The 23,670-nt window shown below is 53.5% G+C and carries 18 protein-coding genes; 12 read left to right on the forward strand and 6 right to left on the reverse strand.

Features of this window, described 5'->3' with window-relative positions:
- The first annotated feature begins 362 nt into the window (after positions 1 to 362).
- Together JRF57_09065 and JRF57_09070 are read left to right on the forward strand one after the other, a co-directional pair.
- Positions 363 to 677 (forward strand): helix-turn-helix transcriptional regulator, encoded by a 315-nt coding sequence (locus JRF57_09065; GenBank protein MBW2303848.1) that lies wholly within the window; start codon positions 363 to 365, stop codon positions 675 to 677.
- A gap of 51 nt (positions 678 to 728) precedes the next feature.
- The gene (locus JRF57_09070; GenBank protein ID MBW2303849.1) at positions 729 to 1,559 is read left to right on the forward strand and encodes a sulfite exporter TauE/SafE family protein; all 831 of its coding nucleotides are present in this window, start codon (positions 729 to 731) and stop codon (positions 1,557 to 1,559) included.
- Positions 1,560 to 1,870: 311 nt separating this feature from the next.
- On the opposite strand, the gene JRF57_09075 is transcribed toward JRF57_09070, so the two are convergent.
- From JRF57_09075 to JRF57_09085, 3 genes are all read right to left on the reverse strand, one after another.
- Entirely contained in the window at positions 1,871 to 2,743 is an 873-nt protein-coding gene (locus tag JRF57_09075) for a universal stress protein (GenBank protein ID MBW2303850.1), read from the reverse strand.
- Positions 2,744 to 2,842: 99 nt separating this feature from the next.
- Complete coding sequence (locus JRF57_09080; protein ID MBW2303851.1) at positions 2,843 to 3,721, reverse strand: YitT family protein; 879 nt, start codon at positions 3,719 to 3,721, stop codon at positions 2,843 to 2,845.
- A gap of 264 nt (positions 3,722 to 3,985) precedes the next feature.
- On the reverse strand, positions 3,986 to 6,022 hold the full coding sequence (locus JRF57_09085) for a DUF1566 domain-containing protein (GenBank protein MBW2303852.1): 2,037 nt from the start codon (positions 6,020 to 6,022) through the stop codon (positions 3,986 to 3,988).
- Positions 6,023 to 6,361: 339 nt separating this feature from the next.
- Between JRF57_09085 and panB the strand changes: the two genes are divergently transcribed.
- Both panB and JRF57_09095 read left to right on the forward strand, forming a co-directional pair.
- A complete protein-coding gene (panB, locus tag JRF57_09090) occupies positions 6,362 to 7,198 on the forward strand; it encodes a 3-methyl-2-oxobutanoate hydroxymethyltransferase (GenBank protein ID MBW2303853.1) in 837 nt (278 codons plus the stop codon).
- 90 nt (positions 7,199 to 7,288) lie between these two features.
- Positions 7,289 to 8,212, forward strand: a complete 924-nt coding sequence (locus JRF57_09095; GenBank protein MBW2303854.1) for a 2-dehydropantoate 2-reductase — start codon at positions 7,289 to 7,291, stop codon at positions 8,210 to 8,212.
- 23 nt (positions 8,213 to 8,235) lie between these two features.
- Here JRF57_09095 and JRF57_09100 read toward each other — a convergent pair whose 3' ends face one another.
- Positions 8,236 to 10,452, reverse strand: coding sequence for a DUF342 domain-containing protein (locus JRF57_09100; GenBank protein MBW2303855.1), 2,217 nt, complete (start codon positions 10,450 to 10,452; stop codon positions 8,236 to 8,238).
- Positions 10,453 to 10,668: 216 nt separating this feature from the next.
- Here JRF57_09100 and JRF57_09105 point away from each other — a divergent pair, with 216 nt between their 5' ends.
- A complete protein-coding gene (locus JRF57_09105; GenBank protein ID MBW2303856.1) occupies positions 10,669 to 11,505 on the forward strand; it encodes a sulfide/dihydroorotate dehydrogenase-like FAD/NAD-binding protein in 837 nt (278 codons plus the stop codon).
- A gap of 178 nt (positions 11,506 to 11,683) precedes the next feature.
- Complete coding sequence (gene gltA / locus JRF57_09110) at positions 11,684 to 13,096, forward strand: NADPH-dependent glutamate synthase (protein MBW2303857.1); 1,413 nt, start codon at positions 11,684 to 11,686, stop codon at positions 13,094 to 13,096.
- A gap of 300 nt (positions 13,097 to 13,396) precedes the next feature.
- Here gltA and orn read toward each other — a convergent pair whose 3' ends face one another.
- Complete coding sequence (gene orn / locus JRF57_09115; GenBank protein MBW2303858.1) at positions 13,397 to 13,978, reverse strand: oligoribonuclease; 582 nt, start codon at positions 13,976 to 13,978, stop codon at positions 13,397 to 13,399.
- A 485-nt stretch (positions 13,979 to 14,463) separates the two neighbouring features.
- Here orn and JRF57_09120 point away from each other — a divergent pair, with 485 nt between their 5' ends.
- From JRF57_09120 to JRF57_09135, 4 genes are all read left to right on the forward strand, one after another.
- Positions 14,464 to 15,756: an adenylosuccinate lyase gene (locus JRF57_09120; GenBank protein ID MBW2303859.1), complete on the forward strand. Its 1,293-nt coding sequence runs from the start codon at positions 14,464 to 14,466 to the stop codon at positions 15,754 to 15,756.
- A 343-nt stretch (positions 15,757 to 16,099) separates the two neighbouring features.
- The gene (locus JRF57_09125; protein MBW2303860.1) at positions 16,100 to 17,308 is read left to right on the forward strand and encodes a L,D-transpeptidase; all 1,209 of its coding nucleotides are present in this window, start codon (positions 16,100 to 16,102) and stop codon (positions 17,306 to 17,308) included.
- Complete coding sequence (locus tag JRF57_09130; GenBank protein ID MBW2303861.1) at positions 17,287 to 18,090, forward strand: hypothetical protein; 804 nt, start codon at positions 17,287 to 17,289, stop codon at positions 18,088 to 18,090. The genes JRF57_09125 and JRF57_09130 overlap by 22 nt, the downstream gene beginning before the upstream one ends.
- The gene (locus tag JRF57_09135; protein MBW2303862.1) at positions 18,080 to 19,870 is read left to right on the forward strand and encodes a hypothetical protein; all 1,791 of its coding nucleotides are present in this window, start codon (positions 18,080 to 18,082) and stop codon (positions 19,868 to 19,870) included. Before JRF57_09130 ends, JRF57_09135 begins: the two co-directional genes overlap by 11 nt.
- A gap of 14 nt (positions 19,871 to 19,884) precedes the next feature.
- Here JRF57_09135 and JRF57_09140 read toward each other — a convergent pair whose 3' ends face one another.
- A complete protein-coding gene (locus JRF57_09140) occupies positions 19,885 to 21,873 on the reverse strand; it encodes an RNB domain-containing ribonuclease (protein MBW2303863.1) in 1,989 nt (662 codons plus the stop codon).
- 453 nt (positions 21,874 to 22,326) lie between these two features.
- Between JRF57_09140 and yidD the strand changes: the two genes are divergently transcribed.
- Together yidD and JRF57_09150 are read left to right on the forward strand one after the other, a co-directional pair.
- On the forward strand, positions 22,327 to 22,737 hold the full coding sequence (yidD, locus tag JRF57_09145) for a membrane protein insertion efficiency factor YidD (GenBank protein MBW2303864.1): 411 nt from the start codon (positions 22,327 to 22,329) through the stop codon (positions 22,735 to 22,737).
- Entirely contained in the window at positions 22,694 to 23,659 is a 966-nt protein-coding gene (locus JRF57_09150) for a tetratricopeptide repeat protein (protein MBW2303865.1), read from the forward strand. The genes yidD and JRF57_09150 overlap by 44 nt, the downstream gene beginning before the upstream one ends.
- The last annotated feature ends 11 nt before the right edge of the window (positions 23,660 to 23,670 follow it).

Below are 23,670 nucleotides of genomic sequence, written 5' to 3' on the forward strand. Positions count from 1 at the left end.
TCAAAATCATCATAAGGACTGGCTGACCAGGAAGGGGATCACGGTGGTGGACAACCAGAAAGGTGTGGCAAGGGAGATTGTCCAGCGACTCTTGAAAGATTGGGGAAAGAGGATCCCGGCTAGTAAAGACCTTGCCATGGAATTTGGGTCAAAAACGCCAGTGAAGACAAAAAACAGGCCAATATGACATCGTGAGTCTTATCCGGGGACTGTAAACGAAAAATGAGGGAGGCGGATAGAAATGGAACAGCTGGATACATTTAACCATATGCTGGCTTCTATGGCATCCCAGGCGGGCGTATTGCTTTCACGGAGCCGAAAGGCAAGAGATTTTTTTATGAGAAGGGCTGAACGTGCGGCCTATGAGTACATTATTTCGGATCAAGATCGTCAAGATACTTCAGCATGGCGAGCTGTGTGTCTGTGAGATTCAGAAGGCTCTGGGGATTTCCCAGCCCACGGCTTCCAAGCATCTTAAAATTCTGGAGGAGGCAGACCTTTTGAATTCCAGAAAAAAGGGCCTGTGGGTCTACTATCGGCTGGATCATGGGAGCGGCAGCCCCTATGCAGCCGCGATGTTGGGCAACCTCAAACACTGGCTGGATGAAACCCCGGAGATCACTGAGGTTGTGAAACGGCTCCATGATCTTCGAAGGGCGAACCCATGCAGGACATAATTCGCAGGATTTACCTGTAAATCTGAAGAATCGAAACGGGAGGAAACAAAAATGGAGATGCATGTTGCTCAAATTATTGCATTACTGATTACGGGTCTGGGCGTTGGTTTTGCTTCAGGGCTTTTGGGTGTCGGAGGATGTTTCATCATGATCCCGGTGCAATTCTGGGTCCTGAAATCGATTGGCGTAGATCCTACCATTGCCATCCGGATTGCTTTCGGAACAAATTTGCTGGTGGTTCTTCCCACGGCCTTTAGCGGGGCCATGACCCACCATAAAAAAGGAGCTGTCGTCTGGAAGGCGGGTATCACCCTGGGAATTACCGGAGCTATCGGTGCATTTTTCGGGGGCTTCATCGCTGCACACTTGCCAGGGAAAATCTTAAATATTGCTTTCGGAATAGCTGTGGTCTTAGGCGCGCTTCGGATGCTCACGGCCAGGCCGCCGCAAATCACGGAGGAACCATCCGACAGTCTGGCCGCCTTTATCCTCTGGGGAATCCCCCTGGGTATTGTTTCCGGCATCATAGGTATCGGCGGTGGCGTGCTCATGATCCCTATCATGGTCTATTTTTTGAGGTTCAAGATGCACCAGGCCGTGGGCACCTCTACGGCCCTGATGATCTTCACGGCCGTCGGCGGATCACTTTCCTTCCTGATCAATGGATTAGGGGTTCAGGGCCTCCCGCCTTACTCAACGGGGTACCTGAACTGGCTTCAGTGGATACTGCTGGCCGGTTGCAGCATTCCTATGGCCATCGTTGGGGCGAAAACCGCACACCTTCTTCCGGCCAAGCAGCTCAAGTACATCTTTATCGCGGTGATGTTTTACATGGGGCTCAAGATGATCGGGGTGTTTGCGTGGTTTCACCTACCCATATGAAACCTTCTTTGCCTCGGGCTTGGAAGGAAAAAGGACATCATGTCAGAAGAAGATTTTACAAGAAATTTTTCACCGGCGTGGTTCGCATCCGTCATGGGCACCGGGATACTGGTCCTCGGCTCTTCGACGTTTCATGTGGATTTGATCCTTCTATAATCAAATCCACACAAAACGTCGAGGAACCTTTCTTTCTCTTTTCATGCCACTCACAAGCTCCATCTCTCATCCATTCCGGGCTTTTTTTGTAAGCTTATTCCTTTGAGGAAAGGCATGCCCTCCCTCAGCCCACCCTTTAGGTCCAGGCGCCGGGGCTAGTGGGAGATCCAAAGGGCCGGTTCCTTGAGTTCATTGAACAACCGATCGCAAACCGACCCGTAAAAAAGCATGTCCATCATTCCTCTTCCCAGCCCGGCCCTGCCCACGGCCACAGCGGCGTATTTCCCTTCCTCGCTCTCTTTCATGATGGCCTTGGCTATATTGGTCTCTTCTAAAACCTTACGATCCGTTTGATCAGGGGGAAATCCATTCTCCTTGAGGAGTTCTTCAGCCCTTTGAAAAATGGATTCCTCCTCTTTCTGTGCCTTTCTCGTTTTTTCCACCTGCAACAGGGTGACCCTGTGATGAAGCTGATCCGCCAGTATGAATCCCACATGGTCGGCAGCCCGGTAGGCCAGTTCGGAGCCGTCCAGACAGAGGAGGATGTTCTTTCGTCCCTTTCCTCCCCCCCGGCAAATCCAAAGGGGAAAGGACATCTTTTTTTGCAAGAGGTCCCTGCTGACGCTTTGGCCGAAAACCCCTTCGAACCAGGAAAGCCCCCGGGGGCCCAGGGCAACGGCGTCATATTGGCCCCTTTCCCCTTCATGAACGATATCCGTCACTTTGGAAACCATACCCTTTTTGAGTTTCATTTCCAGCCCTTCTTCCGTAAAACCCAGGGCCAATGCCTCTTCTCTGGCTGCCTCAAGTGCCCCTTTACCCGTTTCGGACCACTGTCTTTCCTGGACCTTGGCTGCCCTGAGGCTTTCGCGGACCCCTTCCCCCTGAAGGACGGAAGGAGGCTTCGGTGTTACGTAAAAAAGGGTCAATTTCACGTCCTTCTTTTGGGGAAAAAGCTGCGCGATACATTGAATGCTGTTAAGAGATCTCGGATCTTCACTGATGGTGACAAGAAGACTCTTTTGCATGGTATTTCTCCTGTTGGATCAAAACAATAGACAATAGAGTGAACCACTCAGATTTTTGCCGATTTTCGACCATCACCTTACCCTTCTCCGGAAATCCAATCACCAGTGGGGCTGGTTACCGATCCGGCGGCCCATGACCTCCAGGGTGTCATGCGCAACCATGAAGGCATCGGGATCCCGGCGCCGGATCAGGGCCTTCAGGCGGGGCAGTTCCTTGAAGGCCACCACCGTATACAGAATATGTTCTTCCTTTCCAGTGAAACCGCCTTCACCCCTGAGAACGGTATAGCCCCGGTCGATCTCGCTCATGATACCCTCTCCTATCTCCTTCCAGTAGGGGGAAATGATGAAGACCGCCTTCCGCTGGCTCAATCCCGTAACCACCAGGTTGAGCATATAAGAGGTCACGTAGATGAAGATCAGGGTATAAAGAGCGCTTTCAAGGGAGAAGATCACGCCGGTAAAGAACAGCAGGCAAGCATTAAAGGCGAGATTGGTGCTGCCCAGCCTTATGGAGAAACGGGAGAGCATGATGACAGCCAGAATATCCAGTCCACCGGAAGACCCGGCGGACCTGAGAATAATCCCGGCCCCGGTTCCTGTAAGGATCCCTGCAAAAAGGGCGCTGAGGACCTTGTCCTGAAGGGGGATGGAGACCTGTACGAACTGAAGGGCAAGAGAAAACATGACCATCCCCAGGATGCTGTACAGGAAAAACCGCTTCCCGACGTATTTCCATCCAAGGAAAAACACGGGTACGTTTATGATGAAGTAGAGAAGACCCAAGGGAAGAAAAGGGAGAAAATAGTGAATAATGAGTACCAGGCCTGAGAACCCGGCGCTCACAAACTTGTGGGGTATCAATATGCCGTTCAGGGCCAATGCGCAAAGGGAGCTTCCCGCGGATATGAGAACAAGGTTGCGGAGGATGTCTTTTAAGAGAAGAAGACTTGATTTCTTTTTTTTCAAAAAAACCATGGCCATTGTCTCTTTTTCCGGGATTCATAAGTTATTTTACGCGATTCCGTTCCGTTTCCAAACAAAATTCATCTTCTGGGTGTAACAGGGCAGGCGCGGAAATCAGGCGAAATGAGGCTTTCAAGGGTTTCATGGAGATAGGATAATCGATTCTGAAGGCTTTGCGGATCAAAGGAGTACCAATAAGCCAAGAACAAAACACCCCCAGAAAAAGACTGGGGCATGAATCCCCGTTTTTCCGCCGGTCGGGTATGTTTAGCCCCCCTATCTCAGGGAGCGAACCAGGCGGACGGAATTCATGGAGGACTTCGGGAAGAAAATGACAAAACCCATGTGATAATTTGCCTTCCAGGCCGTGTTCAAATCCCTGGTATCGGCGCTCCAGATATATCGCTGGGCCTTGTCGAAGATGGGATCGATGAAAAGGTCGCTGTTCCGCCAGGATCTTTCCATCAGGGACAAGAGCTCCTCAAGGGTCGGAAGTCGCCAGTCGGTATATCCCGCAAAGGCCTCCCTGTTGGCAGCCTCCGCATAGGCCCGGGCCTCTTCCCAGGTCATGGGGTCAGGCGACCCACTCTTTTGCCACATGAGCCCGGTGGCCTTATCGGTCACAGTGCCGTCCCCGTTGTCCACAAAGGCATTGTCAAAGTCCCCTTCCGGGTTACAGAAATCCCCGTTGTAATTCCAGCAGGTTGAATAGAAATGGAGTTTCTCGAGCATTTCCCTGACGTTCATAGGGGAAAGGCTCTTGGGCCTGTCCCTCAGGACTATGGGTTTTAAGGGTTTTGGAGGAGGAAGGGAGGCGACCTCCAAGGCTTCCTTCTCCGGTGGGGGTGCTTCTTCAACCGTGGGAGGGGGCGTCTGTTTGGGGGTCTCCTTTTCCGGCTCTTCGGTCACCTTCGGTCCAGGGGTCTCGACTTCCTGGGGTGCCGGTGCAACCTCCGGTGAAAGGGCTTCCTCCTCGGTCCCTTCCTTTCCGGGCTCGGGAGGGGCGGGAGTTATCTCCTCCCTCTCCTTTACGCTTTCCTCCGGAAATGAGATTTCGGGCCCTTCAGGGATTGCTGCGATAGTGGGAGGTGGTGCGACTTTTTTCTCAGGCTCCTCTTCGGCGGGTTCTCGGGTTGTAAGTGCCGGGATCTTGTCACCCGGGCCCTTGGTCTCCTTTTCGGCCATCATTTCTTTTACGCTCGGGGCGGGGGCCGATATCATGATTTCTTCTTGTCCTCCCTTGGCGGAAAGGGCAAGGCTCTCCTCACGGTCAACTTCCACCTTGGGTGTTACGGTCTCTTTTGCACGGGCCTCTTTCTGACCAGGAGGGGTCACCGCCTCCTCCTTTCTCTCTGATCCAACAGGCATTTTTTCCGCAGTTTCAACCTGAACTGCAGAGGCCACGGCAGGCACGGCTTCCCCCTCTCCCCCCCGGGCCGCCGTTTGCACCAGAGGCATCTCCATCATCCCTCCGGCCAGGATCTTGATATATGGAGCCTGTTTCTCCGGATTCTCAACTGACCACATGCCCATGCCTTCCTTCACAAAGGCGGAGAGTTCAGCCAGGGAAACGATCCCGTCCCCGTTGCCGGCAGAAGTCATATCCGCCTCTCCTTTCAGCCCCCTCATTAAAAAGGTAGCGAAAACACCGTGTCCCGTATCCGGGTCCGTATGGGAAAAGAACCCTTTCCTCGCTCCGTAGAAAAGGGCCGTCACCCCCCGTTTGAAATATCTGTCAGGATAAAGCCCCCTAAAGTCCCGATATCCTTGAACGGTGATTTCCTCCCTGGAAGCGTCCAGCATGAGCAGACTCCTCTTAACCCCCGTCTTCTTGAAGAAATCCAACACCTCCTGCATGGGCAAAGCGGTGGTCCGAAGCCGGGCGAGTCTTGTATCCTGGAGGGCCAGGAAGGACCCGCCTGAAGGGCTCATGATTCCCTGTCCAGAGAAAAAAAACAGGACGAGGTCCCGGGGCTTGATGATCTCCCTGTAACGTCGGAAGAGGGCGAGAATATTCTTGCGGGAAGGGAAGAGGGGATCCCGGCGGTCCAATTCATCGCTCAAAAGAAACACCTTCCGAAATCCTCCCTTTTCCCGAAGGACCTCGGCAATTCCCCGGGCATCGCCACCACTCCCCGGTGAATCAACGATTCGGGGATCCTCGTAATTGCTGATGCCAATGCAAAAGGCCCATCTGTCACCTTCACCGGCGCCAAGAGGAGTCCCGGGATCGGCCGAAGCGCGGGAAAAAAGGCAGGAGAAGAACAAAACCTCCAGGAAAAAAATGGTCAGAAAGAACGGGATCTTTTTCATCCATGACTCCGGGAGCTATGGGTTTTTCAGAAATTACTTTTTAATTGGGGGGGCTGTCAAGCAGCATGTTTCTCTCATTCCCCACTCGAAGGTTTTCATTGACACCCTTTTTCAAATAGGATAGACGACATCCATAATCCGTCCGCGAACAACCGGCTTCCGGTTTTTCTTCGATGGAATGCGAAGTTCGCGGAACGGCAGGAGGCTTTGCTTGAGTCCAACTGGGAGGGGATACAACTCCGGAATGGATACCGGATCGATATCGCCCCATTGGAGGTGCTCCGAGGAGTTCGGGGTGCCTCTTTTTGTTTTTCCCCACCGGAGGGGAAGGAGGAGAAAATGGACAGAAAAAAAGTGACCATCGCGGAATTGCACCAAAAAAAGGTCTCGGGACAAAAAATCACCATGATGACGGCCTACGATTACCCCACTGCAGCCCTCGTGGACGAGGCCGGCATCGACACCATTCTCGTTGGAGACTCACTGGGGATGGTCGTGTTGGGTTATGAATCCACCGTCCCCGTGACCATGGATGAGATGATTCACCACTGCAAGGCGGTCACCCGGGCCGTAAAGGGGGCTTTCGTGGTGGGTGACATGCCCTTTATGTCCTATCATGCCAGCGTGGAAAAAGCCATCGAGAACGCCGGCCGGTTTATCAAGGAGGCGGCCTGCGATTGCGTCAAGCTTGAGGGTGGAAGCGAGATGGCACCCGTGGTCCAGGCCATTGTACGCGCAGGCATTCCGGTCTGCGCCCATATCGGTTTGACCCCCCAAACGGCCACCATGCTCAGCGGCTTCAAGGTCCAGGGAAAGGACGCGGAGAGCGCCAAGGCGCTGGTCCAATCGGCCGAAGACCTCGAAGAGGCAGGGGCCTTCATGATCGTGATGGAATGCATCCCGGATCTCCTGGCCTCCAAAATCACCCGGAAACTCCGCATTCCCACCATCGGGATCGGGGCCGGAAAGGACTGTGATGGGCAGGTCCTGGTGTACCATGATCTTGTGGGACTCTTTGAACGCTTCACCCCCAAGTTCGTGAAGCAGTATATCAACCTCGCCCCTAAGATCAGGGAAGCCCTGGCAAAGTTTAAGGCCGAAGTGGAGGAGGGGAGTTTCCCGGGCCCCGAACACACCTTCGCCATGCAACCCGAGGAGGCGAAGAAAATCGAGTAAAGGAAGACGCCGGGACCCGGGTCGTTTCGGCAATTGGGGGATTTCCGGCAAGACAACGGGCTTTGAGGAGCCCTTTCAGGGAGGAGCAGCATGAATTTTCTCGTAGTTGGGGCCGGTGCTATGGGTTGTCTCTTTTCCGCGAGGCTCAAGGGAGCCGGGTATGAGGTGGCGCTGCTGGAAAAGGTTCCGGAACGGGCCCGTCGGATCAACGAGCAAGGGATCCGGGTGGAAGGGATCAGCGGCGAATACACGGCCCACGTCCAAGCCTTCATCGAAGTGCCCTCCTTTTCGCCCGATGTCGTCCTTATCTGCGTAAAGTCAACCGACACCCGCAAAGCGGCTGAAGGGGTAAGGGCCTGTGTCGGTCCCGAATCCCGGATTCTGACCCTTCAAAACGGCCTCGGGAACGTGGAGATCCTGGAGGAAATTTTCGGAAAGGACAGGGTTCTCGGGGGGGTTACGGCCGAGGGAGCGACGGTCCTGGCTCCCGGCCATATTCGCCATGCTGGGCGCGGGGAAACCCTGATCGGACCCCGGAGTGGAGAAGGGAACCCGGTGGAGGAAATCGTTTCCGCTTTCAACCGCGCCGGCTTCAAGTCCCGCTCCATCGAAAACGTCCAGGACCTTATCTGGGGAAAGCTCATCATCAACGTGGGGATCAACGCCCTTACCGCCCTGACGGGCCTCAAAAACGGCCGGCTGGTCAAGTTTGAAGGCACCCTGGCCATTATGGAAAAAGCAGTGGAGGAGGCAGACGCCGTGGCCCGGGCCAAGGGAATTCACCTCCCTTACCCGGACCCCCTAGCCCGGGTAAAGGAGGTGTGCGAGGCCACGGCCGAAAATGTGGCCAGCATGCTGCAAGATATCCTGAATAAAAAAACCACGGAAATTGATTTCATCAACGGGGCGATCGTGCGGGAAGGTGAGGCCCTGGGGATACCCACACCGGTTAATTTCACCCTGACGGCACTGGTCCGCACGATCCAGAAGAGTTACGATGAGCGGATATTTTAGGGGTGCCCCTCTATTAAAACGAATCAGATAGGCCGGGTGAGCCGGATTTTCCATTCAATTTTGTCCCCCACCCCCCGGGTCTTGACCTCCTTGATCAGTACATTTTCGTGTCGGTCAGGGAGGGTCAGGGAAGCGTTGATGCCCTTTACAGTGGTATCACGGAAAATACTCCCCGTGACCCGAACTTCCGGAACCCCTTTCTCTGCCTGGCGCCTGGCGTTCAGCTCCGCGATTTTATCCTGAATCCCCCTGATCTCCTCCTCAACTGGTACGGCCTTCTTTTCAAGGTCCGACTTCTCACCGGAGAGCCGGTCCTGCTCTTCAAACAGCCCCTCAAGATCCTTTTCCCTCCCCTCTATCCGTTCTTGAAGGGCCTTCATAGTGGCCTCAATCCGTAAGCGCTGCTCTTCGTCTCCGGCTGCCTCCGGTTCCTGCATCTTTTCCTGGAGTTGCTTCAAGGTCATTCTATCCCTGTCCTGTTCCTGGGCCAGGTTGCCGAGTTCTTCTTGGGCCTTGTCGGATTCCTTCTTGATCTTTTCAAGACGGAGCCTGATTTCCCGTATTTTCTCTTCCTTGGCCGCCAATTCCTCCCTTAAAGACTCGATCGCCTTTCGGATTCTCATGTCTTCGCCCACGATCAGGGTGCAGGGTTTGGTTTTCTCCGAACCGATCTGGCCGGCCCGGATTCCTTTCTTGGCTGAGATCATGGAAGAGAAAACCACGCCCTCAGGGATACTCAAAGAACCGCTCGTCTCAATCCGGGAGTCAATGATCTCCTTTTCGATCACCACGTCACCCCCGGCCTCGATCTGAGCATCCCGAACGAATGTGGAACTCACCAGCCCTCCGGCCTTCATGCGGGTACCGATAATTCCCCCGGAAACCACCACGTCCTCCTGGGATTCAATCTCGGCCCGTAGGATTTCTCCCGCGAAAATCTTGACCCCTTTGACCTGGAGACCGTTCTGTACCGATCCGGAAACCCGGATATCCCCCTCGAATTCGATGTTCCCCCTCTTGATGTCCACGTCCCCGTCGATTTCCAGGAGAGGAAGGACGGAGATACATCCGTCCGCCTGGATGACCGGCCTCCCATCGACCTCCGCGATCACTTTGAGAGCTTCCCTGGAAAGGCTCACTCCCGGTCCCGCCCGGAAAGGAGGACTTTCAGGCATCGGTGGGGGAATAGGATTTCCAAAAACATCCATCCCCACCTCCCCCTCCTCCGGGAAGTATTCAGCCAGGACATCTCCACGTTTTACCCGGGAAAAATCGGGGCGCCCCTCCGAACCCTTTGTGTCGTCCCCGGGCTGGGGTCGGTCGAAGTAAAATCTTATTCCTCGCTCTCCCGCTTCCTCCGGGGGAGTGCCTTGAGCGACCAGGAGGTGTTTCCCCTCCCCGAACTGGCTCTCCAGGTATCTCTGGATAAGAAAATCCTCGATAATCCCATGAACGATCCCGTGGGACCGGAGAAAGGCCTTGACATCGGCGAGGGTCACAGGTATCGGAGGAAGCCCTTCATCCTCCCGGGGTACAAGAAGCGCGGTCAGCCTGTCTTCGGAGACCTCCAGTCGGAAGGGTGGGCCCTCTCTGGATACCCGGGGTGGTGCAACCGCCTCCGACTCTCCCTCCGCTTGTTCCTGGTGAAGGGCCTCCTGTCGCCTGAGGATTGAATCTCGTTGTTGCGGGGTCATTGTACCGGATCGAACCAGAAGTTCACCAATGGAGACCACAACCTTTTTTTTCTTGAAGATCCTTTTTTGCTGTTCCAGGGCATGATTCACGTCATCCTGGGTGGCGAACTGGTTCTCCACCGCGAGGCGGCCGAATCTCAAGTCCGCCTGCCTGGTCTGGATCAAGGACTGAACAGAGAGGAGAAAATTCAACTGGTTTTCATTAATCACCCCGCGATGGAGGAGAAGCTGGCCCAGGGGCACGGATTGCCCCTCCTTCACCATCTTTGCCTGCTCAAGGACCACTTCCATCACCTGTTCCCTGGAGGCGAACATATATTTAACCGTCAGCTTTCCGATCAGGAGGGTACCGTCATTACAATCGATCCCCTGGGCCTCGGCCGGCTCGCAGGGATGTTCTTTCTCATCCGCACCCTTCACCGGGGCCAGGGGGAAGACCGCCCCGCATTGCTTACAGGGAAGGTCCCTGCCCAAAAGGGCCTTGGGGACCCTGTAAGAAAAGTTGCAAACAGGGCAATATACGATCTGATGCTCTTTTTCGGTCATTCAACCCTCACTTTTGAAGGGCACAACAAAGAACTAAAAATTTGTGAAGGTACTATAAAACAAAATCATCCTTTTGTAAAGTATATTATTTTGGTCAAAGTTGGGGATTATACTCCTGGAAAAGGACTTTTGATGCTCATTTTGTTTTGACATCATAAGGCCTATATGGTAGGCGATATACGCTTGGGAGAAAACTTATCAGGCCGGAGGTTGGCGATGTTTGAAATTCTTAAGAGACAGGAAATGGCGGATGGGACGGTGGTCATGAACGAGATCAGCGCGCCCCTGATCGCCCAAAAGGCCAAACCGGGGCAGTTTGTCATCCTGAAGGCCAACGAAACGGGAGAGCGGATACCCCTTACCATGGCGGATACGGATCCCAAGAAGGGGACCATCACGATCATTTACCAGGTGGTGGGCAAGTCGACCGCTCTTTTCAAGACCCTTCAAGCCGGGGACAAGTTTCAAGATGTGATCGGCCCTTTAGGCAGACCCACGGACCTGGAGAAGGTGGGCACTGTGGTTTGCGTGGGGGGAGGAACGGGAATCGCTGTTCTCCATCCCATCACCCGAGGACTCAAGGAAATCGGAAATCACGTGATCGCCATCATCGGGGCCAGGAGCAAAGACCTCCTCATTCTGGAAGACAAGATGAAGGCTGCCTCCCATGAACTTCATGTATGCACGGACGATGGTTCTTACGGGCACCATGGATTTGTAACCGAGGTCCTGAAGGAGGTGCTCGAAAAGGACAAGGTGGGCCTGGTGGTCGGCATCGGGCCTGTGCCTATGATGAAATTCGTTTCCAAGATGACGGCCGAATACAAGGTCAAGACCCTTGTCAGCTTGAATGCCATCATGGTGGATGGAACGGGAATGTGCGGCTGCTGCAGGGTCAGTATCGGGGGAAAGACGAAATTCGCTTGCGTGGACGGCCCCGAGTTTGACGGACATCAAGTAGACTTCGAAGAGTTGGCCCAGCGCCTCGAAGCTTATAAGGATGAAGAACGACAGGCCTACGAGAGATTCATGGCCGAATGCCGGGCCGATTAGACGGTTGTTTTTCCATTGCACCCCCGGCCCCAAACCTTCGACAGGTACCGCCTGCCGGTAGATTTCAAGATTGAGTATGATTTCCCCCCTGGAATCGGGGACCCCGGAGGGGTGAAGGAAAGACGCTCGAGTGCATGGTCGATAGGGTGGAGGAAATCCAGGCCAAGGGAGGAGAAAGATGCCAGAGAAAGCGCAAAAAAAGGAAAAAATCCCCCGGCAACCCATGCCGGAACAAGAACCCGAGGTAAGACGCAGGAATTTCAAGGAAGTTCCCCTCGGGTATACCCCGGAATTGGCGATGAAAGAGGCCGAAAGGTGCCTGCAATGCAAGAAACCCAGTTGTATGGAAGGATGTCCCGTGTCGGTGAACATTCCCGAGTTCATCAAGTTCATAAAGGAAGGGGATTTCACCAAGGCTATTCGAAAAATATGGGAACGAAACGCCCTTCCTGCGGTGTGCGGCAGGGTCTGCCCCCAGGAAATCCAGTGTGAAGGCAAATGCATCCTCGGGAAGAAAGGGGAACCTGTTGCCATCGGAAACCTGGAACGCTTTGTGGCCGACTGGGAAAGGGTCAACGGCAAGGGAGAGCTGCCCCCCAAGGCCTCCCCCACCGGGAAAAAAGTGGCCGTGGTGGGTTCCGGTCCTGCGGGGCTTACGGTTGCGGGTGACTTGATCCTCAAGGGTCATGAAGTAACCATATTCGAAGCCTTCCACAAACCAGGAGGAGTCTTGACTTACGGCATCCCCGAATTCAGGCTCCCCAAGGAGATTGTTTTCTCAGAGGTCCATTTTCTTGAAAGGCTGGGATGCCGGGTGGAATGTAACGTGGTGGTCGGCCGGACCATCACCCTGGATGAAATCTTCGCCCAAGGGTTCGACGCGATCTTTGTGGCCGTTGGTGCGGGGCTGCCGAGCTTCCTGAACATCCCTGGCGAAAATCTGATCGGTATTTACTCGGCCAACGAATATCTCACCCGGTCCAATCTCATGAAGGCATATCTCTTTCCTGAATATGACACGCCCATCGCCCATGGAAAAAACGTGGTGGTCATCGGGGCGGGAAACGTGGCCATGGATTCCGCAAGGACCGCAATGCGGCTTGGCGCGGAAAAGGTGCGCATCGTATACCGGCGATCCAGGGCCGAGATGCCTGCCCGGGCCGCGGAAATACACCACGCTGAAGAAGAAGGGATCGAGTTCTTCCTCCTCACCGCCCCCACGCGGTTCATAGGGGATGAAAAGGGGAGGGTGACAGGGATGGAATGCCTCAAGATGGAACTCGGGGAACCGGACGATTCAGGCCGCCGTCGACCGGTGCCTGTGGAAGGCTCGGAGTTCGTCCTGGACTGCGACCTGGCCGTGATCTCCGTCGGGGCCGGGGCAAATCCTCTCTTGACCCAGTCCACTCCGGATTTGAAACTAAACAAATGGGGATATATCCTGGCTGACCCCAAGACCGGAAAAACGACCAAAAAGGCTGTCTGGGCGGGCGGCGATATTGTGACGGGTCAGGCAACGGTCATCCTGGCCGCCGGGGCAGGGAGAATCGCCTCTGATTCCATTCACGATTATCTGACTTGGGGCTGGTAATCAAAATTCCCTGACAGGCTGTTGAAAAACGTAGCGAGCGCAGTAGTTGTTTTTCAACAGCCTGCTAAAAGGGGGGCAGGATTCTTTTGTGAGCCCTTTTTAATCACCGGAACAAACTTCTTTGCACTATCCGAAACGGTCCCCCCGCCTCTATTTCCCCCCGGCAACAACCGATCCGAGACCTTTGAAAAACGTTCAATTTTGTTCAAGGTCAAGGAAGGCGAAAATTTCAACCGCAGGAATACATTTAGTATTTTGAGGATTGAAATTTGAGCCTGACGCCGCAATTGCTCCGATCCCTTACGTGGGATCAATGGTTCCGTATTTTTCGGTGTCCCGGAGAGATGAGAGAGAGACAAAGACTTTTTCCCGGTAATACGCCAACTCCTTGATGGATTCGAGGATGTCACTCATGGCAAGGTGGGCTTTATTCTTCTTGTAGGGAGGAAGGGTGGGATACCACCGAGAAACAAGTTCCTTGATGGAACTGACATCGATGTTTCGGTAATGGAGGAAAGACTCCAACTTGGGCATATGGCGAATCAAGAACCTGCGGTCCTGCCATACCGAATTCCCGCAAAGGGGGGACTCCCCTGTCTTGCAATGAGATGAGAGAAACTTGAGCGTTTCCTCCTCAGCCTGTTCACAGGTGAAGGAGGAGGCTCGTACCCGGTCCAGAAGCCCGGATTCTTCGTGCTGGGTTTTGCTCCAGGGGTCCATGCCGCCGAGGGAAGCCTCCGGGTAGTGAATGGCGATATTCGGCCCACGGGCCAGGATGTGGAGGTCGCCGTCGGTCACCAATGAAGCGATTTCAAGGATGACTTGTTTTTCAGGGTCCAGGCCGCTCATCTCCAGATCGATCCAAATCAAAGGCCTGCTCATTCTTTCCCCTCCAGGCTCATGTACGGCAACATGCTGATTTCAGTGACTATAGGAGAAAACCACCCCACTGTCAAAGCAAATCAGGCCCACCACCTCCGGGTAGAAACCGCAAAAACAAAGCGGCGACCGGGGGAATCGCCCTTACACCCATTGACACCGAGGAGCCCCGACTCTTTTCCGGCAACTACCATGGGGGCCCGAGGGCCGGGACCTAAATCGCGTTGATTTTTAAACAGGATTTGGTAAAGTACTTGATCTAATCGAGAGATGGCGGTAAATCCGGGGGATCTCGGGTTAGCGCCCATTCATAATCAGGCTGTTTTATTCAAGGTCAAGCCTCCGGCCTAAGGGAGGGTGAAAACCTTAATCCTAGGAATATGCTAGAGTATTTCAAGGACAAAAATATGCGCCTGATCCAAAAACTGAGGGGAAGGGGCCATTTATGGATGGGCGCGGATTAATCTCCAAAGAAAAACGGTGCAGGCATGATCAAACGTTATACACGCCCTGAGATGGGCCGCATATGGGGGGATGAAAACCGGTTCGCAAAATGGCTCGAAGTGGAAATTGCGACTTGCGAGGCCATGGCCGAGCAAGGCCTGATTCCCAGGGAATCCCTCGAAAATATCAAGAACCGGGCCAGCTTCTCGGTTGAGCGGATACTGGAAATCGAAGAGGAAACCAAGCACGATGTAATCGCCTTCCTGACTAACCTGGAAGAATCCATCGGCCCGGATTCCCGTTTCATCCACTTGGGTCTGACCTCTTCCGACGTACTGGACACCAGTTTCGCCTTACTCCTCAAGGAGGCCATGCAGCTGATCCTGAGGGATCTTGAGGAATTCATGACCGTGGTCCGCGAAAGGGCCCTTGAGCACAAGTACACCGTTATGATCGGTCGGTCCCATGGTATTCATGCCGAACCCATCACCTTCGGCCTGAAGCTCGCCAACTGGTACACGGAGTTGAAACGGGACAAGAAAAGGCTGGAGGAGGCCCTGGAAGTCATCGCTTACGGCAAGATATCCGGCGCGGTGGGAACCTTTGCCAACGTCTCTCCCGAAATCGAGGCCAGAGTATGCCTAAAGCTGGGCCTGAAACCCGCCGAAGTATCCACCCAAATCCTCCAGCGCGACCGCCATGCCCAGTACTTTGCGGCCTTGGCCATCCTTGCGGGGACCATGGAACGAATAGCCGTAGAAATCCGTCATCTTCAACGCACCGAGGTCCTGGAGGCCGAAGAGCCCTTTGGAAAAGGACAGAAGGGTTCCTCAGCCATGCCCCACAAAAAAAACCCCATAGGATCGGAGAATATCTCTGGTCTCGCCCGGCTGGTCCGATCCAATTCCCTGGCCGCCATGGAAAATATCGCCCTCTGGCATGAACGAGATATCAGTCATTCTTCCGTTGAAAGGGTGATTGGCCCTGACAGCACCATCCTTGTGGATTTCATGCTCACCCGTCTTACCGGCATCGTCCGAAACCTAGTGGTTCATCCTGAAAAGATGCAGGAAAATCTCCAGATGTTGAAAGGTCTCATCTTTTCCCAGCAACTCCTGATGAAACTTGCCGCATTGGGCCTCAAACGGCAGGAGGCCTATGAACTGATCCAGAAAAATGCCCTGCAGGTATGGGAAACCGGCCGGGATTTCAAATCCCTGCTTCTGGAAGATGCTGAAATCACGAAGCACCTTTCCAAAGAGGATATCGAAGAGGTTTTCAGCATCGATTACCATCTCAAGCACGTGGACGACATCTTTAAACGGGTCTTTGGTTGACCACCCGGTTCCTTTCAAGAAATTTGGGGCCATGGGTGGTTGCCGAAGTTTCCGAGTACTTTCCGGGAACCGAGATCAACCGTCCCCATTCCAGAGGGACGATGTATGTTGAAAAATCTGCGGTCAAAAGGAGTATGGCCCCAAGTAAGCGGCCGCCCACGACCATTACCACAACCACATGAAACCGATGATGAAAGGGATGACGAGAAGACGGCATAATTTCCTGCGATCAAAGCCAATTTTATTTCACTGTTATTTCCTGTTCCTGACATTCGTTCTCCTCCTCCAACCCCTTCCTTTCCTGGCCGACGCCTCCATGCCCCCCGGCGAGGGAAGGAGGAAAGTGCCCGCGGCCCTTTTGAAATGGCCGGAAGGGGGTTCGCCTTACGCCGTCCTGGTCGACAAGTCCAGGCAAAAGGTATACCTTTATCATAGAGATTCTCCTTTCAGGCCCAAAAGGGTGTATGATTGTTCCACCGGGGAGATGCCGGGTCCAAAGACCAGGACCAACGACCGAAGGACTCCGGAAGGGATCTACTTTTTCACTAAAAGCTTCACAGACCGGGAGCTTTCGCCCATTTACGGAATACGGGCCTTCCCCATCGATTATCCCAACCCGATCGACACGCGGATGGGGCGCGACGGGTACGGGATATGGTTCCATGGAACAAACAAACCTTTGAAACCCCGGGACACGAACGGCTGTATCGCACTCAGGAACGAAAGCATTGATGAGTTGGCGTCTTTTATCAAGCTCTACGACACCCCGGTTATCATCAGCCGGGAAATTAAGCTGGCCGATCCCATGGAGGTAACCAAAGAGGCCGCGGCCCTGGAGAAAATCATCGAGGGATGGAGAAAGGCTTGGGAATCAAAAAATATTCCCACTTATATGTCCTATTACAGCCGATGGTTCCACGCCGGGGACAAGGACTGGAAGGCATGGAAGGCTTACAAGAGCCGATTGGCCAAAAAGTATCGGAAGATCCGGGTTGAAATCGAGAATCTCCGACTGATCGAGAGCGACGGCGTTGTGGTAGCCTCCTTTAACCAGCGGTACCGAACCGAAATGCTTCGAAGCGAAGGGGTAAAAAAACTATACCTCCAACAAAACAGCAAAGAGTGGAAGATTGTCGGTGAACACTTTTACGGAAAGGACCGGGGTATCGTCCTGGCTGCCCGAAAAAAGACCAAGGCCCTTTCGCCCGTCCAGGAGATCCGCGCCTTCCTTAATAAATGGGAAAAATCTTGGGAAACCAAAGACTTGAAAACCTATATCTCCTGCTATGACCGCTCATTCAGATCGCGGGGAATGAACCTTACGGAATGGAAACGGTATAAAGAAAGGTTAAACAGGAAATACCGAACCCTCAGCGTGGAGCTTGGCGAGCTGAATATTTCCTTTCTTTCGAAACGAAGGGCAAGGGTGAGTTTCCGACAGGAATACCGTGCCGACGAATACCGGGATGTCGGTATCAAGAAAATCCTGCTTGTCAAAAAGGGCGGGCATTGGAAGATAAGGGAAGAGAAATGGCGTCCCCTGAAGAGATAACCCCTTCGTCTAAGAAAAAGGACCGAAAGGCCCGCCGTCTCACAGTCATGGTCATGCGGGATGTGGGTGGCGTGCGGTCCTTCAAAATCTCTTCCCGTTTTTTCGTATGTGTCAGCCTGTTTTTCATCGCCTTTATTGTCTTATCCATTTTCGCTATCAACGCCTATCTTGATCTGCGCCTCCGGTACGACGATCAATCCGAAAGCCTGGCCGCATGTGTGGAGGCCAATAACCGCCGGGATCGCGAACTCAAGAGGGCCATGGGGCGCATCGCCCTGCTGGAAGATTACGCCAGAGATCTCGAGGGGCGTTTGAAGGAAAAGGTCCAGGTGGCCCGGGAAAACGTTTCCAGGCCGAAGGCAGAACCCAAGGAACAAAAAAAAGATACGTCCTCTCCACCCCCCCCGAAACCAGCCCCAAAGCTGGTGGATGTCAGGGATGTCTCCGTAAAAAGGGAAAACAGCCAAATCACCGTGGAGTTCAAACTGGTAAATCTCAGGCCTGGCCAGGCCCCGGTGGGAGGTTATGTTTATGTGCTGGCCGTCGCCAAGGGAATCGACCCTCCCCTCTATTCGATCCACCCGGAGGTAAAGCTTAAGGACGGAATACCAGCCAACTACAAAAAGGGGCAGCCATTTTTCATTCAAAGGTTCAAGCCCATGAAAGCCCGATTTAACCTGTCACGGTTCCCGACAACCCAGGCCGCCATCCAGGTGCTGGTCTATGATCAAAAAGGAAAAATCCTTTTGAAGAAGGACTTCGAGGCCGATAATGCAACCTAGATCCAAGGTATCTCGTTTCATCTTATCCCTTGTCCTTGCGGTCCTTTTCACCGCAGGGGTGTTCCTTTTCCCCTCTCGGGCCCTTTGCAAGCGTGATCATATCGTATATTTCCCCAATACCGCGTATGAACTAAACATCTACAAGATTTACGGTAAAAAACCCGGGAAGACCCTCATGCTCATCGGCGGGATCCAGGGCAACGAACCGGGGGGTTTCCTTTCCGCAGACCTCTATGCGGATATGAGCCTGGAGAGGGGCAACCTCATCGTGGTCCCCCGGGCCAACTTTTACTCTATTATTCTCAATCAAAGGGGCCCCAACGGGGACATGAACCGAAAGTTCACCCACGAAGAGATCTCATCCAGCATGGAGGACCGAATCGTAACGATCCTGAAGCGGTTGATCAGTGAAAGCGATTATCTCCTCAATCTTCATGACGGTGCCGGGTATTATTACCCCAAGTACATCAACAAATGGCGCAACCCCATGCGCTTCGGACAGGCCATAATCGCTGACTGCGCGGAGTATCGGGTCCCGGGGACCGGGAAAGTGATCAAGCTCCGGGAAATGGCCGAAAGGGTGATCCGGGAAGTGAATCCTCACATTTCAAATGAACTTTATAAATTTCACTTCATGAATACCCGAACAGGTGATCCTGACAGCCCCCACGGGGAGCAACGAAGGTCCGCCACCTATTACGCCCTCACAAGACACCATATTCCAGCCTTCGGCGTGGAAACCTCTAAATTCCTGCCTTCCATAGATCTGAAAGTGCGGTATCACAACCTGGTCATCAACGCCTTTAAGAAAATCTTCGGGATCATTCCCGAGTCCCCCGGGCTCAAACTGGACCCCCCTGCGCTCAAGTACCTTGTGGTTTCCATCAATGGACAGACCCCCATCGTGGTCAAAAAGGGGGAGACCATACGGCTTCACAGAGGAGACATCATCGATGTCACCCACATCGAGTCAAATTACGAGAGGGGCTTGAGCCTGGATATCCTTGGATACGGCGGATTAAACGATTACAGGAAGGCTTTCGGGATCTTCCGGAATACCAGCCTCCTTGTAAGAAAAGACAATCAGAAATTCGCCGAGATTCCAATCAAGATCGTGAAGCGGGATGCCCGCCCCAGAGGCCCCGAGTCAGGGATGCCGAGAAAAGTGGATTACTTTATCATAGAATCCCGGGGGAAGCGGCTTCTCTTGAAAAATGGAGAAACCCTCGAGGTAGTCAAAGGGGATAAGATAAAGATCCTGGATGTCATTCCCCGGCTTCCCATTTCTCCCGAAGTGAATGTCAATTTCAAGGGATTCGTGGGCGACAAGAAAAACAACACGGGAGAAGACCGGGGATACATCATCGATACGGCCCGGGACCTCATGAGGCGTTATTCCCTGAACAAACAGGGTAATATTTACGAAATCATTGTTTCAAAAGGGAAGGTAGTCATAGGTAGGCTGAAGGTGTCCCTGATTCCTCCAAGGCTGGATTTCATGGTTCTCAAGGTCAACAACACTTCCCATTGTCTCATAAGGCCCGGGGAAACCGTGAGTTTGAAGGGTCGGGACCGGATCTGCCTGGAAGAGATCCGGACCAACCTCCACGATGATGGAGATGTTCACTTGAACATCAATGGACGCAGGCTCTATCCCGGTGAGGTGGAGGAACTGGGCCGATTATGCCCGGAGGGAGACGGAAAGCCCTGTCTGGTCCGGGTGACCAAAGGATCCGACCTGCTTGGAAAGGCATATATTCTCCCTAAAGAGGGAACATAAGAGGCCCTTATTCCTTAAGGCCCCGCGTATTCGATTTTCAACACATCATTCCAGGGGTCGGACTTCTGGATCCTGACCGTGATATGTTGCCCCTCCTGTAACATTTGTCCCTCCTGGCGCTTCATTTCAGCCACAAGAAGGAAATCCAGCAGGACCACGCGGTATCTATTTCTCATCTCATCCAGGACGAGGGCAGGAAAGGTCTCGCCCGTGTGTTGTAGAAGGAATTTCAACAACCAGTATCGAGACCGATTTCTTTTCACCGTTCCGAGGTCCCTCAGCGCGACCGAGAGAAGCATCTGGATTTTTTCCAGGTCCTCGGCCGAGTAAACAGGCTTCTTGCCGAGCAGGACATTTCTCAACTGGCGCTGAACCACCAGATCAGCATATCTCCGGATGGGGGAACTGGCATTGGTATAGGCATCCAGGCCGAGACCGGCGTGGGACTTGGCCTCTGTTTCCACCTTGAGGGGGCTCAGTTTGCGGCGCTGCTTGAATACGTAAAAAACATAATTATCCTCGTTCACCGGCAAGCGTTCCCCTGGTTCTTCTTGAGTCCTGTACAGGATGGGAATCCCGTGATCCCTGCAATAGCGGGCGACGAGCCAATTATAGAGAATCATGCACTCGGCGACCATGGTTCGGGCAGGCGTATTTTGATCCAGTGTCTGGAGGACAATCTCTCCTCCCGGATCAACGCGGATGGAAATTTCGGGCAAGGAGAGGACCAGGGCCCCCTGCTCAATCCGCCTGTGTTGAAGAATCTGCGTGAGGCGGTGGAGTGCTGAAAGGGCCTTATCCTCTAAGAAAGTCGCATCCACCTTATCATAATCCAGGCGCTTGTTGACCCTGATTATGCTCCTAATGAACCGGTAATCTAAAAGGTTCCCCTCTCCGTCAAATCTGCAAAGAAGGGAAAGGGCCGCCCTATCCGAGCCTTTGGTCAGGCTGAGGATGCCCTGGGAAAGCTCGGGGGGTAACATGGGGATCTGGGTACGCGGCAAATACAGGGAAGAAGCCCGGTGAAAGGCCTCCTTGTCGAGAACACCGCCTTCCGGAACCGTACCGGCCACGTCCGTGATATGAATCCCGAGGGTAATCTCGCCATCATGAATCTCCACGCTCAGGGCGTCATCAAAATCCTCTGTCATCGGCCCATCTATGGTGAAAACGGAAAGGTCCCGGAGGTCTTCCCCTCCTTCCGCCGCACCAGGGTCCGTCTCCGCCAATAGCCGGGAGGCCCTGAGCACCTCCGGACCGAAGGATCTCCGGATATCATACCGGATAAAATCCAAATTTTCGTCTTCCTCCCAGACTCCGATTTTGCAAAGGATCTTCCGCGCCTCCCCGGTATCCGTAACCCCGGCCCTCTTGAGAAGTTCTTTCCCCTGTTTGAAATCGGGGGATTCCTTCCCAAAGACCGCAAGCTCCACCAAAAGCCTTACGACCTCGTCCCTGCAGGCCGGCTCCTGGACATCCTTGCCATCAAGCACGTCCTGGAGCCACTTGCCTCCCCGACCGAGGAGTTCCTCCCTGGCGGCTTCCTCTTCCCTTTGTTTCAGCATCTGCTCTATCCGCTCCTCGGAGTTCGGGAAAAAGCGCCCGTCTTTCATCTTGAAATAGAGCTTATCTTCGAAAAGGGCCCGGACCAGGGCGGAAACATGTTGATCGCCGACCGCTTCCCCAAAGCAGAGTTCGGCCAGGTACCGGCCCTCGAAGGATCCGGTCTCCTCCTTGAGGAGTTCCCAGAGCGCAGGTACGTCGATCTTTTCCTTGAGCCTTATACGGGCTTCCTCCGCCTGTTTCAATTTTCCCAGGAGTCCTTCCCGCGAATGATCCACTCCCAGGATTTCACTGGAGACCAGCATGGCCCGCTTGGGAGGGAGATTGACCTCTCGATTGGTGGGGGTCAAAAGGTGAAGTCTGTTTCCCTTGTCCTGAAGACACAGGGCGCAGATGAAATTTCCCTGATCTATGTATTCTATGATTCTGCCCTCATACATGGCTTATAGACATTGTGTTTTATTTTCTGGGAGAAATTCTCAAGGCCCATACCATCCTTTAATGCGGACCCGTCAGGGGACGCACCCCCCGGACGGCTACGCCCGCAACCCGCCCTTGTATCACGAAAGCGAATGAAATCCTTGGGAAAGTTCCTGGATGAAAATTGAAGTGAAACCCTTCCCGGGCGGCACACGGTCCAAGGAAACCGGAAAACGAATGAAGCTGGACGATGAGGAACCGTTACCGGAACAAAGCGATACCTTGATTTCCAAGATTAGTAACAGGACACTCCGGCGGTTGTCAACTTCATGGGCCGACAATCTTGACTTATTCGGTGGGCTCCGGTAAGGTTTTTAAAATAAACGGGATTTCCGCGGATCTCCCTGTTTTTCAGATGGAGCCTCAGGGAAAAACAAAAAGTGCTCCATCTTCCCTTACAAGGTCATGATTTCATGAGAATCTTCAGACTTGCGGCATTTTGCATCCTTTTTTCCCTCCTGACCCTCATCCATACAGCAGCATGGGGCGGGGAAAACCGGTCAGCAGGGTCCCATGAAAGCAACTTGACAGGGACGCTTAACCCCGGAGTCTGGCTCGTCTCCTTCATCTGGAAACATATCTCGGCTGTTGACGGAGATCGATGCCCCAGCTATCCTTCTTGCTCTGCGTACAGCCGGAAGGCCTTTAAAAAACATGGATTCTTCATTGGATGGATCATGACTGTCGACCGTCTTATCCACGAGGGACAGGAGGAATACGCCACCTCACCCGCGATCCTTTCTGATGGAAAATGGAAAATCTATGACCCAGTGGAAAACAATGATTTCTGGTGGTACGATCGGAAAAAGAAAGATTCCAAGTAGCCGCCTCTACTTATACCTTTTGGTGGCGGCCACATTTCTGAATCTTCTTTTCCCTTCCTTTCTTCTTTCCTCCCAGATCACCATTGACAGCAAGGATCAGTTCGCCTTTGCCCGCCATCTCATGGAGAAGAAGGATTATGTCCGGGCGATCCTGGAGTTCGAGAGGCTCCTCTATTTTTTCCCTGGAGACGAGAAGGTCCCGGAGGCACGTTACCTGATCGGTGTCTGTCATTTCAGGGGAGGGGACTATGAATCGGCGAGGGAAACGGCCTTTGGACTTTACAGGGATTATCCTGACCATTCGATCGGAGGGAAGGCCCTACTCCTGATCGGGGAATCCTATTATGCCCAGGGAGCCTTTGAGGAGGCGGAGCGCTATTTCAGGATGGTAACCGAAAGATTCAAAGATCCGGATCTAAGAAACAGGGCCCTCTACCGTCTAGGATGGAGCAGGATGAAGGAGAACCGTTGGGATGAAGCTTCTTCCCTCTTCGATCGGGTGGAACCGGAAAGTCCCCTGTACCCAAGCGCCCGGGAACTCGCATCGAAGAGCATCCAAGGAGAAGAACTGCCGGTAAAAAATCCGGTCGCTGCAGGGCTAATGGCAGGTTTGCTTCCAGGCCTCGGACATGCTTACTGCGGGAGATATAAGGATGGGACCGTCGCCTTCCTCCTGAACGGTCTCTTCGTGTGGGCGGCTTACCAGGCCTTTGAAAAGGATCAGGAAATCCTTGGAGGAATCCTGTCCTTTCTAGAAGCCGGGTGGTACTCCGGAAACATTTACAGTGCCGTCAATTGCGCCCACAAGCACAATCGCGCTGTTCGGGACAAGTTCCGCAACCGGCTGAAAGACCGTTTTGATCTTTCCCTTTTCACCTCGGGTGACAAAAACTTAGGTATCGCCCTCACGTTCGATTTCTGATCCCGAAAGAG

Source organism: Deltaproteobacteria bacterium, from assembly GCA_019310525.1.
Lineage (GTDB): Bacteria > Desulfobacterota > DSM-4660 > Desulfatiglandales > HGW-15 > JAFDEE01.